This is a genomic window from Idiomarina aquatica (genome assembly GCF_004362895.1).
GTDB lineage: Bacteria > Pseudomonadota > Gammaproteobacteria > Enterobacterales > Alteromonadaceae > Idiomarina.
Genome location: NZ_SNXI01000019.1, coordinates 34,466 through 46,221 on the forward strand (window position 1 = coordinate 34,466; position 11,756 = coordinate 46,221).

The following is an 11,756-nucleotide window of genomic DNA, read 5'->3' on the forward strand; positions in this document are numbered from 1 at the left end:
GCACAGTATAGGCCATGACTGAACGATGAAATGTCACTAACCTATTGATTTAAGGCATTAGTCTTATCCAACGCCGACAGATTAAAATTTATGTTAGCCTTAAATTCACCTTGTCACAGCTATATAAAAAATACTAGAGGATCCATAACGGTGTTAAAACAAACGCTTATTGCCAGTGCCATTTTAACGGCATTGCCTGCTACTGCCGCTGACGTTGATTACTTTATCGACCTGACAGAGCCTACCCATCACACCGGTGACGTTCGCATTAACTTCCCGGCTACCGACAAAGCTTACTTAGATGTCAAAATGCCAGCCTGGCGCACCGGCTATTATCGGATTTTAAATTTAGCCAATGGTGTACGCGACTTTCGTGTGCAAACTGACGATGGCGACACGCTAAACTGGCATAAGGTTGACAAAAGTACCTGGCGGATCGAACTGCCTGAATCGGCTCGTGACGATGAAATTGTGGTTGATTACCAAATTTATGCCGATTTGCTGGGCCGTCGCGCACGTCATATCGACGACTCACATGCGTATCTGGACGCATCGGCAGTATTTATGTATGCGGATGAGTATCGCCAGCAGCCGGTATCGGTCGAATTAGACGTACTCGATAACTGGCGTAGCGTCTCGGGCATGGACAGCACCGATGAACATCGTTTTGTTGCCGATAACTGGGATATCTTAGTGGATAGCCCCATCGAGACAGGGATTAACGACCTGTATAAATTCGAAGTCGATGGTCGTGACTACGAACTGGTGATTTGGGGCGAAGGAAACCTTGATCACGAACAGACGGTGGAAGATTTAAAAGCATTGGTAACCACCGGCCCTGAAATTTGGGAGGGTTACCCCTACGAGCGCTATGTATTTATGGTGCACCTGACAACCGGAGCCGGCGGCGCCACCGAACATCGCAACTCAACCATTATTCAGCGCCCGCGTTATCGCTACGGCGAGCGCGATGACTATCTGTCATTTATGTCGACCGCATCGCACGAATTTGTGCACACCTGGAACGTAAAAGCCTATCGCCCAAGTCCGTTGGTGCCGTATGACTACCAAAAAGAGAATTACACCGATCTGTTTTGGCTGGCAGAAGGCTCGACTAGCTATTTTCAGGATCATTTGTTGTTAGCGGCTGACATCATGGAACCGGACGAGTACTTTGAGCGTCTGGCAACCGATGTTGAACGCCATTACCGCAAGCCGGGCAACGAGGTGATGTCGGTTGCTGAGGCGTCTTTTGAAGCCTGGAGTGATCAGTACGGTGATCGCGCGCAGAACTTCTCGGTTAATATTTATTCGGAAGGCGCCATGGTTTCCTGGTTGCTTGATATGGCATTGATAGAAGCCACTGCCGGCGAAGTCAGCTACCGTGACGTACACAACGAGCTTTATCAGCGCTTCGACGCTGATGAGGTTGGCTTTACCGCCGACGACGTACTGCAAATTCTGAACGATTTGACCGGTAATTCATGGCAATCCTGGTGGCAAGAGAACATTGAGCAACCCATTGGCGATTTGCCTTTTGCCGATATGTTGCAAACAGTCGGGCTTGAACTGACATTTGCTTCGGCCGATGAGCAACAGGCATGGGTTGGCTGGAGCGGTAATGCTGCGGCTACGGGTATCGAGTTAACTCGTGTCGAGCGTAATAGCCCGGCCTGGGATGCAGGTTTTACCCCCGGCGATGTCATCGTTGCATATGACGGCTTCCGCGCCGCCGGTGGTCGTTTTGACGAAGCATTAGCAGAGTACGAAATCGGTAGCGAAGTTGAAGTTACCTATTTCCGCCGGGATGAATTACACACGGCTACGCTGGTGATTGGTGAAGAACAACATACCGGCGCAAAAATCACGCCGGTAGCTGAACCATCTGCGAAGCAACAGGCGCGCTTTTTGCAATGGTTGGGCATTGCTCACCCTAACGCATAACGGGCTAGTGATTACCTGGTGATTACCTAGTTATTGACGCGCCAGTCGCCCGACGGCTGGCGCCTTTTCAAAGTTTGAACGGAATGGGTTAATATCCAGTCCTCCCCGCCGCGTATAACGCGCATAAACGCTGAGCTTTTGAAAACCGAGTCGAGTTAAGTCCTGAAAAATACGCTCTACACATTGTTCGTGGAATTCATTGTGGCGCCGGAAGCTAATCAGATAGCGCAGCAAAGAGGCGGTATCTAACCCGGGGCCAACTCCATGTATGTAGACTGAACCCCAATCGGGCTGATTGGTGATGAGGCAGTTGGACTTGAGTAAATGGCTTTTAAAGTGTTGTTCAGTCGGGTCGTTACCCGTTATCTGTAGTAGTCCGGGATCGTAATTATAAGCCGTAATGGTAATGTCTTGCTCATCGATCAGGTCACCGGGTAAATCATCGATAGTGGCGTGAGTAACGGCTGAAATGGGTTTTAACTCCACCTCCACCGGGGCACCGGCACATTGACTTAAATCTTCCCGCATCAGTTTTTCAACCTGCTGCCAGTCAGCAAACCGCGATTCGTTAAAACTATTTAAATAAAGCTTGAACGATTTAGATTCGACCAGGTTCGGACTGTTAGCGGGAACTGTAAAATAGCCAACGGCAACTTGCGGCAACCCGTTGTTATTTAACCAGGACAACTCGTAGCCGGTCCAAAAATCATCGCCCACGAAGGGCAGGTTGTTGTCATTAATACCGATGGTTTGTCGATTAAGCGCGCGCGGCACGGCTCGCAACTGTGCCGCATCGTAGGCGCTCGGATAGTCGGTTGACTGACCTAAATTCAAGTGTTGTAACGGGTTATCGTTTGGCATTTACTGACTCCACACATACAATGCGCGTAGTTTAAAGCTATTTATAGGTGAGTACCAGATGAGCACGGCCCTGGATCGATTAATCGAGCGTTATGTCAACGAGGTCAGCCCGTTGCATGCGGAGTATGTGAGCGAATGGCAAAGCCCCATTTATGTAAATGTAATAGACGATGACGTGGTTGAGTGGCAACCGGTCAAACAGCAACCGCCATTGGATTTCTCACCATTAGAAGCTGCGCTCGAACTGACCTTTCACGAACACGTAAAAAGTTTTTATGGGCGCTGGTTCAGTGGCGATTTGGCCGTTTCCGTAACGCATAATGATGAACAGCATGGTGTATCGTTATTGCAGGCACAGGGACCGGAAGATGCCGAACGGCTGCTGCAGAATATTACCGGTCATATCTTGATGAAGCGCAAACTAAAGCAGCCGGAAACGGTATTTATTGGCCTGGTTGATGAGGTCGACGACCTTTTATTGTCGATTGATAATGCCACTGGAGCCATTGGACTGGAATGGATTGGTAAGCCACAACACGAAGTACTTTATGCGGAACTGGATGACTTTTTAGCGGCGTGCACACCAGTAAATTTGGCTAAATAATTGCGAATTTCACTATCACTGACAGAACTCACCGCACGCACGCAGATGGCATGACGACACGTGATGAGTGTACACCGATCGTTTTCATCGATGATAAATTGACGGGAACCGGCGAATTGGCACTCGACAAGGTCAAAAAATCTCGCTAGCTTGAGGGTTAAATAACTAAAAAATACAAGAGAGTACGAATGACAGACGTTGCAGAACAAAATATCACCGGTGAATTGGTTTATTTGGTTGCAGAAGACCTTAAAGCTGCTGCGTCACTCTTGTATCAAACCTATCATGATGACGAACTATTCAAACGAATATTTCGGGCAGAAAAGCCTGATTATGATAAACGTTTGCGTGCCGCTATCCGTGAAGATTTGACCTCTTTTTGGGAAAGCGGTCAGCCAATCGTGGGTATTAAGGACGGCGACACCTTGTTGGGTGTCGCCTGCCTAACCCGCCCCGGGGCCAGTTTTGGTCCTGATCGTTTTTGGCACTGGCGTATCTCGATGCTAATGACAGCTGGTTTTTTAAGTACCCGGCAGGTGCTGGAAAAAGAACGGCGTATTCAGCAGGCGATGCCTGATGTTCCTTACCATATGCTGGCGTTCATTGCAGTATCGCCGCAATATCAACACCATGGATTAGGTCAGTTGTTAGTTAAAGCGGCAGATACGCTGTTACATGAGGACAATGAATCGCAGGGTATCGGTGTTTACGTTACACGCGAGGACTATCGCGAGTTTTTTGTTAAACGCGGCTATCAGCCGTTAGCAAAAATAGAAGTTGCCGAACTGCCCGGCGAAATTCTTTTTCACTCGCGAGACTGACACCGCGCTAACTGCTAATGCATCGGTGTACTGTCGGGCATCCTGAAAGGTGGCAATTCAACGCCAATTAATTGCTGGTTATGCAACTCCAGGTCACCTTCGTAGCGGGTTTCGCCATCACTGCTAAATCCCATTTTAAAAATAGCCCGCCAACCCGGCTGGCGGCCCTTGAATGACCAGCGAGTTGTATCGCGGCGAACATCTAATAACTGTAACCCTTGCTGCTTACAATAATAGGCAGCATGGCGGTAGGCACTCTCTGACTGCTGCCGGTGTTGCCAAAATATCCAGCCCAGCAAGAGTAACCCCAGTAGGATAATTACATCGAGTAGCGTCATAGATTAACTCTGCACGTTTTGTTTTAAGCGATTTAACGCTTGCGAACTGTCATCGCTTAACTGACCTTGTGCTAATAAACTCAGCACCAGCGGCCGCAATTGCGGCAGGCTGATAACATCCTGGAACAACGCATCAAACAATACGGAATCCAGCAACGCGATCTGGTGAATATACTGCGCTAGCGTATCGTGTTCGGCCAATGCCGGCCACAACCGCGCCGACATAATAGTCAATAAATCTGCATCAGCCTTTGGCACAAGCTGTCGTATGAGTTTCTTAACGCTGCCATGCTCGGCGCAGGAAGCAAGCGCACGCAGGGCATCGCGTTTGACGGCTGGATCGGTTGATCGCTCATCATCCATCATCGCCACCAGCGCATCCCGTAATTTCGCCGGCACATCCTGATGCTCAAGTGCAGCTGCTAGCTGGTTTCTTACAGGTGCGGGGTATTGGTCAAAGCATTCGGCAATAGTTGCGGTTAATTGTGGCAGTTGCTGTAATCGTGCTGCGCAATCATGCAGTCCCTGCATGCCAATATTTTTCCAGTCATTTTGTTGTCCGCTAAGAAAAGCCTCCGCATCGTCAAAGTAAATACTGGGGGCTGCCCGCCGGTTGACGGCGATGCGTGCATGTAGTGCCGCGCGTTGTGTCTCAGTCGGGGTAAACAGGTAGGGGTTCTGTTTTAATTGCTCTTCCTGCTCATTAGTTAAGCTGCCGGTAATTTCATGACCCAAGGCACTCACAACAAACTCCAGATAATGGTCTCTTGCGCCGACGCTCAGTAACCCGCGTTCGTCCAGCGGTAACTGAATAAACCACAAATAATCATTATCCGGTTGTTGGCGATGCTTAAATAAAACGGCAAGTTGCGCTTGCTTCCTTATCGGATACGGATAGGGTTGCTGCTGGCGCTCGATACTGTCAAAGGCCTCCGGGTCGAGCTCACGCAGACAACGCCCCATATCATAGACCTGATAATCTGCCTGGCCAGCCTGCAAAAATTCGCCGATCGTACTGATTGATTGCGTCACAACAACTCCAAAAACTTGAATTTTATGTAGGTTTAACTCACTATTGCGCTCATTATATCGGTTTTGTAGAACAATGTGGTAACGGAGTCTCCGATGGAGCAGTATCAACGGGCAGCTCGTTTGCTGGACAGAATAGAACGAGAACTTAACGGTTTGGGGTTATGGCAGTCGCATCAGCCTCCCGTGCAGGCGCTGGAAAGCCAGCAACCCTTCGCCACGGATACCCTGGAGTTTCATCAGTGGCTACAATTTGTGCTTATCCCCAGAATGTGGGCGCTGATTGATGGCCAACAGCCGCTCCCCTCATCAATTGCAGTAAGCCCGATGGCGGCGCATACGTTCCGTAACGAGCTTGAGCAACACGAGCAACTGATTGAGCTGATACGTGAGTTCGATGTGCTGCTCAGTGGTACCGACCCGTTGCAGGATGACGTTTAGTGTCGGAATCGTTATTACCCATAATTTACCAAGACCAACATCTTGTCGTTATTGATAAACCCTCAGGCTTGTTAGTTCACCGCAGCCGTTTGGCGAGCGACGCCAAAGTTTTTGCCATGCAGTTGCTACGCGATCAACTCGGCCAACACGTGTATCCGCTGCATCGTTTAGATCGGCCAACCTCAGGCCTGCTGGTGTTCGCATTAGATAGCGATACCGCACGCTTAGTTAACGAGCAATGGGCCGAACGCAGTGTCGAGAAAACTTACCATGCGGTAGTTCGGGGCTATGTTGATGATGGCGGCATTATTGATTATCCACTAAAAGAAGAGCTGGATAAGATTGCTGACAAAGATGCCCGCGGCGATAAGGAAGCACAGCAGGCGGTGACCGAGTATCGATGTCTGAAACGAATCGAATTACCCTTTAAGGTTAGCAAAAAACACGATACCAGCCGCTATTCGTTAGTCGAACTCAAGCCAAAAACCGGCCGCAAACACCAATTAAGGCGCCATATGTCGCACATTCGGCATCCGATTATTGGTGACAGCCGCCATGGGGAAGGGCGGCATAATCGTTTTTTCCGTGATCAGTTTGGTTGTGACCGGTTATTGTTAGCAGCAACTCAGATTCGTTTTCAACATCCACACAGCAAAGAGATACTGGATCTGTCCATTGATATCCCCGATGAACTACTGCGGGCGTTTGCCTATGTCAGTTAAATGGATTTTTCTGCTAATCACACTACTTTTAAGCGCTTGTTCCAGCGCCCCCAGCATTTACCTTAATGAACGTTATCTGACCGAAACAGATATTAAACCTGTCCGGACGATGCTTTCAGAACAAGGCTTTAGCGTAGAAGTGGTGGATATCCCATTTCCGAACAATGTAAACGCCTCAACACTAATGTATAGCCCGCTTTTGTCAGCTGAAAAAACGCTGGATACCGTGTTAAAAACACTCGAGCAAGAGGGGTATTCATCGGTTACCGTTATTCCCTTAAAACAGGGCAATCATTTATATAAACAAAATAGTGTTGGATTGTATTTATTGCCTCCCGGAATTAAGTCTTTGGCGGCATCGGACCAAAACTATGCTCACCAGTACCATAGTGAAAGCTGTCCCAGCGAGCCCTCGCTGACGTTGAAAAGAGACAAGACATTTATATACGAAAGTAAAGATAATCAACTAGTCGGGCGTTGGGAAGTTCCGGATATGCCGTATCTGCGGTTATATAGTAAGCAGCCTTACATCAATTTTTATTATCGTATTTCGAATGAAACCCGTTCTGATAAGTTAGGCGACGTTGATATCGTTACCTTAACCCCCATGAGCGATAGCTCTGATATCGCGGCTTGCCGAATGGTTTATGGTGTAAGGCGTTGAGTTAGAAGCTCTTAAAGCGTCGGATAAGTGGAAAACTTTTACTGTCTTCTCAGCTCTCCTTTTGTAAGCCTCCTGAGCTCATCCCTCAGATAGTAAAGACACGAAAAATTTAGACGTAGTTTTAGATTGAAAATATTTAGCAACACTTTCGTTGCTGGACATTGGCTCGGGTGATGATATGTTGACCAACGAATCAATAGGGACATTGAGGTACTATAATGCGACAGCTATTAATCGCTATAATGTCATGCTTGTTCATTTGTGCGGCATTAGCAACGGATACGGTAGAGTACCGTACACAGCTAACCTTGTTACCGGAAGACTCGGCATTAAGCGCTATAACTACACTGGAAGTACCACAACAGTATTTGGCTGATGGTTCTGTTGCCTTATTTTTAAATCAGAAATTTGCGGTGACGTCTGTATCAGGGACAGGGGTAGAGAGCTATGCTGTGAAGCAATCCAACAAGGTGCCAATTTGGAATGAAGTGATCGTCAAATTCAGCTCAACGGATAAGACGACGAATGAATGGGTAACAATCGAGTACTCCGGGGCCATCGATAACGACGCACAACATGGTAATTTCATTACCCCCTCCCAAGTTCACCTCAGCATTGACTCGGCCTGGTATCCTGTTTTTAGTGATTTTTCGACTCCAATCAGAGGTACCGTCAATATCGAACTCAGTGAAGATTGGACAGTTTTTGCCCCTGGGCAGGTGAGCAGTGACAGGAGCAAGCATAGTGTTCAAAGCACAAGCCCGACAATCGACGTATCGCTCTATGCAGAAAAAAATCCCAACAGCATATCTAACGGAGGCTTTACGGTTGTCCACGACGAAAGCAACGCCGAGAACGCAGAATTCGTCTTGAGCGCGGGGCTACAATGCCTCCAAAGAATGAATCAGCGGTTCGGGAGTCATGCACCGCTAAACTCTGCTCAAGTTATTCTTCTTAAACGTCCAGGACCTAGCTTCGCCAGAGGCAATCACATTTCGTTAAATTCCCAAAATTTGGGCACAAAAGTTCATACACATCAATATTTATGCCATGAAATCGCACACAACTGGACCGACTTCGCCAGCGCGATGTCACACGACTACTGGATGATTGAATCGTTTGCCGAATACATTTCAGCTAAAGAGGTCGAGCGTATTTATGGCGAAGAAGAATTCCAAAAAATCGTGAAACAATGGAATCAGCGCTCTGAGGGTGAAGCGTTTGTCTGGCGGCCGGATACTAATCGCAGAGCAACGCATAAAGTTAATTACGGACTCGGTCCTATCGCTTTAATGAAGTTACAGGAAAAGCTCGGGAAAGAAGCTTTTGCTGAACTCATTTATTGGTATATGGTGCACGATGTGACCGAAACAGAAGATTTAATCAAGCGTATTGAAACGCTGTCCGATAGCACTATAGCGCGCTGGTTCAGTGCTTTGTTGGCCGGCGATTACTCTTGAACGCGTGCCGATAAAACGTGTCATGACGAAAGCGAAACAGCTGTTAATTGTTCTGGAAAAACCGTGAAGTCCATGCTTAATATTTTATTATTAAACATGATGTAAAGATAAGAGATGAGTATAAAGGGAATTTCATGCGGGTTATTGTGTTAATCGTGTTACTTGTCAGCACTTTTTCGGCGGTGGCTGACAGGATAGACGCCAAAGATTGGTTACTCTGGACAGAGTACAAAACACAGCTGCCTTTTCATTCGGCTTTAACTATTTTTCCGCCGGTTAGTATTCGGGCGCACGACAACCGATTAACCGGAGCCATAGCTGCGCCTTATTCAATGAGCGATGACAACAATCGTTTGATTTCCGAGTTTTTAGTTGTTGTTATCGATGCCTCAGGTAAATCGCATTTTTTGCAGCCTAAACTTAATAGTGTCGGCTTCGCTGAGGAGCAGGGAATAGCAATGTCGCTGTTTGAGTCCACCTCTTTTACTGACGGCGATGTCATTGTGCGGTTATATAAAGCCAACAATGAGGCCAATCGTTTGGAATTAGAGCAATATTTACAGGCGAAGGCCAAAAACAATAAAGGCATTAAACAAGCACTTGCACAGTTAACCATTACCGCGCCGAAATTAGGTAAAATATGGGACGTTGATAAGCAAACCCGACAAGGGTTAACTCTTGGAGCGAGAGACCAGTCAGCTAAATGGACCATTGTCCAGATTTACAGCGAAGGCTGCGGTTTTTGTCGTAAGGCTATCCCTAAAATGAACGCATTAAATAACGACTCTGACCACGATATTACTGTTATTGGATTGGTGGGCACGAATAATACTGACGGTTTTAAAGATCACATGACCGCTAGCAATATTTCTTATCCTTTCGTTGTTTATGAAGGCGAGTTCGTTGAGTCTGCGCTTTTACAAGCGCTAGGTCAGCTCGGCTTTCCGACTTATTTTGTTCTAGACGAAAATGAGAAGGTCCTTGGGATTTACGTAGGAAACGAATTTGATGAGTGGCTCGAAAGGTTAGGCCCGCTCTGAGCGAGGAACGGGCAGTGGCAAGTACTAACTTAGTAAGGTAGGCTGCCCCACTAGGTATAACTATTAACCTATGGTGTAGTAGTTCAACTGAGGAAGTTTCAAATGGATATTAGAGCGACTGTCTGGGGACAAATCCTTTTTGTTTTGGCAGTAATAGTCATATTTTTCACAATAAGATTTGCACGGAAAAAAGCGAATAACCTCCCTTTAGTAGGCTTTTATGCAATCCTGCTCAATTTCTTATTTCCACCGGGTGGCTGGATTTACTGCGGCTACTGGTACTTCAAGTAGCTCTAGTTTACCTCGTAAGTCGAGGTAAGCTCTGAGGCTCAGGCCCTTTAGCAAGCGTTTGTCACCGTCTGCAAAGAGCGAGCAGCGGACCTTCTGATTTTCAGCCTATTCCAACTAGTGGCTAGCTTTACCGTTATCAGTAAGTATGGGTGTTGCTAGCGATACAAGGCAAACTCACTTCGAATATTGCGCGTGTTGTTGTGTTGTGTATTTAAGTCGTTTACTGTCAATCACATAACAAAAAATAAAGATTAGATATTGTGCGAGGTAGACTGTAACTGAGCATGCTCAAATCGGCTTTGCTAACTCGGAACCTCTCAAGTCAGGAATGCCTGCTTGATCAGTAAGTTAAGAAACAAAAACTGTCAATTGTGCGAGTTTTTAAATGCGCACACAAAATATAAAAATGTTAGGTGTAAATGGTATCAGTCAAGATCAAGTTGGCAAATTAAGGGAGAAAATCTTTGGCAAAGGTAAGCTTTCTGGATAAGAGAATTTTCAGGCAATTTCTTGAAGTTGTCTCTGTAATAAGTGTAGTGGCGTCCCTTACATTTATTTTTGTTGAGATACCTAAAGGTTGCAAGCTCGCAGTGGGTGGCATATTTTTAATATTGCTTTTATTGGTTTACGTGGCTCTGTGGGTTAGATCTAATAACTTGCAGCAGATTCACACTAAAATCGAGGGAAGTGATGTCATAATTAAACAAGGGGATATATTTGAACAGCCTGATTTTAAAGTCATAGCATTTAATGAGTATTTAGATACGCAAGTGGATGAAAAAATTATATCTGGCAACTCACTGAATGGCATATTCATTAAGAGCCATCTTGACACCTCAGTTGTTGATCTTGATCGTTATATCGAAAAATATCCTTTCGAAGATGAAGATGTTGTTGGCAAAAATCCGGAGAGAAAGAGCGGAAAAAAGACGCGCTTCGAAATTGGATCAATTTGTGTATATGGTGAGTATCTTTTAACAGCTTTTTCGAAATTTGATGATAAAAACCGAGCTCGGTTGACGATGCCGGAGTATCTCGGCTTTCTTATTAAATTCTGGGACAAGGTAAATAGAATCTATGCACAAAAAAGCGTTTCGGTCCCGATTTTCGGATCAGGGATAACGCGGATTAAGGAGCACAAAAATATCAGTGATGAAGACTTGCTTAAGATCATGCTTTGGACATTCAGGATTAGTGAAATGCGATTCAAATATCCAGCAAAACTAACTATTATTATTCATCCGAAGAAAATGGACACTATTAACTTGCTCGATATTAAATCGTCCAACAATGGGCTTTAACAATTAGCACCAATAACGAAAATTATAAGGTTAGGATCAGAAATGGCATATCGAAACGGAAATTATTCAGCATTTTACGTCAGTGAGCCTTTCACTGAAGGTAGTCTGGGCGCTCATGCAACTAGAGATTTTGTAAGCTACAGCAGGCCTTGTTGATCAAATCATTATTGAGGGTAAACTCCCCCTTTCCCCAACTCGGGGTTAGCGCACCATTTCGCTCACAGGCATACCAAGGCGTGT

The 11,756-nt window shown here is 46.3% G+C and carries 13 protein-coding genes; 10 read left to right on the top strand and 3 right to left on the bottom strand.

Going from position 1 to position 11,756, the window contains the following annotated elements:
* Positions 1-150: 150 nt before the first annotated feature.
* Positions 151-1,944, top strand: coding sequence for a M61 family metallopeptidase (locus DEU29_RS11700; protein WP_243734587.1), 1,794 nt, complete (start codon positions 151-153; stop codon positions 1,942-1,944).
* A gap of 30 nt (positions 1,945-1,974) precedes the next feature.
* Here the strand turns inward: DEU29_RS11700 and queF are convergent, their stop codons facing one another.
* On the bottom strand, positions 1,975-2,805 hold the full coding sequence (gene queF / locus DEU29_RS11705; protein ID WP_133540544.1) for an NADPH-dependent 7-cyano-7-deazaguanine reductase QueF: 831 nt from the start codon (positions 2,803-2,805) through the stop codon (positions 1,975-1,977).
* A 58-nt stretch (positions 2,806-2,863) separates the two neighbouring features.
* Here queF and syd point away from each other — a divergent pair, with 58 nt between their 5' ends.
* The 3 genes from syd to DEU29_RS11720 are packed head-to-tail and all read left to right on the top strand — an operon-like array spanning position 2,864 to position 4,230.
* Positions 2,864-3,409 (top strand): SecY-interacting protein, encoded by a 546-nt coding sequence (gene syd / locus DEU29_RS11710; RefSeq protein WP_133540545.1) that lies wholly within the window; start codon positions 2,864-2,866, stop codon positions 3,407-3,409.
* A gap of 14 nt (positions 3,410-3,423) precedes the next feature.
* Positions 3,424-3,558, top strand: coding sequence for a DUF3192 domain-containing protein (locus DEU29_RS11715; RefSeq protein WP_279513250.1), 135 nt, complete (start codon positions 3,424-3,426; stop codon positions 3,556-3,558).
* A 39-nt stretch (positions 3,559-3,597) separates the two neighbouring features.
* Positions 3,598-4,230: a GNAT family N-acetyltransferase gene (locus DEU29_RS11720; RefSeq protein ID WP_133540547.1), complete on the top strand. Its 633-nt coding sequence runs from the start codon at positions 3,598-3,600 to the stop codon at positions 4,228-4,230.
* 14 nt (positions 4,231-4,244) lie between these two features.
* Here the strand turns inward: DEU29_RS11720 and DEU29_RS11725 are convergent, their stop codons facing one another.
* Together DEU29_RS11725 and DEU29_RS11730 are read right to left on the bottom strand one after the other, a co-directional pair.
* The gene (locus tag DEU29_RS11725; RefSeq protein WP_133540548.1) at positions 4,245-4,568 is read right to left on the bottom strand and encodes a DUF3301 domain-containing protein; all 324 of its coding nucleotides are present in this window, start codon (positions 4,566-4,568) and stop codon (positions 4,245-4,247) included.
* Between the two features lie 3 nt (positions 4,569-4,571).
* The gene (locus DEU29_RS11730; protein WP_133540549.1) at positions 4,572-5,600 is read right to left on the bottom strand and encodes a DUF3549 family protein; all 1,029 of its coding nucleotides are present in this window, start codon (positions 5,598-5,600) and stop codon (positions 4,572-4,574) included.
* Between the two features lie 93 nt (positions 5,601-5,693).
* On the opposite strand from DEU29_RS11730, the gene DEU29_RS11735 reads away from it, so the two are divergent.
* The 6 genes from DEU29_RS11735 to DEU29_RS11765 all read left to right on the top strand — a co-directional run bounded on the left by DEU29_RS11735 (position 5,694) and on the right by DEU29_RS11765 (position 11,516).
* Complete coding sequence (locus DEU29_RS11735) at positions 5,694-6,038, top strand: YqcC family protein (protein WP_133540550.1); 345 nt, start codon at positions 5,694-5,696, stop codon at positions 6,036-6,038.
* The gene (gene truC / locus DEU29_RS11740; protein WP_133540551.1) at positions 6,038-6,760 is read left to right on the top strand and encodes a tRNA pseudouridine(65) synthase TruC; all 723 of its coding nucleotides are present in this window, start codon (positions 6,038-6,040) and stop codon (positions 6,758-6,760) included. Before DEU29_RS11735 ends, truC begins: the two co-directional genes overlap by 1 nt.
* A complete protein-coding gene (locus tag DEU29_RS11745) occupies positions 6,750-7,424 on the top strand; it encodes a hypothetical protein (protein WP_133540552.1) in 675 nt (224 codons plus the stop codon). The genes truC and DEU29_RS11745 overlap by 11 nt, the downstream gene beginning before the upstream one ends.
* A gap of 218 nt (positions 7,425-7,642) precedes the next feature.
* Positions 7,643-8,884: a hypothetical protein gene (locus tag DEU29_RS11750; RefSeq protein ID WP_133540553.1), complete on the top strand. Its 1,242-nt coding sequence runs from the start codon at positions 7,643-7,645 to the stop codon at positions 8,882-8,884.
* A gap of 134 nt (positions 8,885-9,018) precedes the next feature.
* Positions 9,019-9,924 carry a TlpA family protein disulfide reductase gene (locus DEU29_RS11755; protein WP_133540554.1) on the top strand — a complete coding sequence of 302 codons (906 nt, stop codon included), beginning with the start codon at positions 9,019-9,021 and terminating at the stop codon, positions 9,922-9,924.
* A 755-nt stretch (positions 9,925-10,679) separates the two neighbouring features.
* Positions 10,680-11,516 carry a macro domain-containing protein gene (locus tag DEU29_RS11765; protein WP_133540556.1) on the top strand — a complete coding sequence of 279 codons (837 nt, stop codon included), beginning with the start codon at positions 10,680-10,682 and terminating at the stop codon, positions 11,514-11,516.
* Positions 11,517-11,756: the final 240 nt, after the last annotated feature.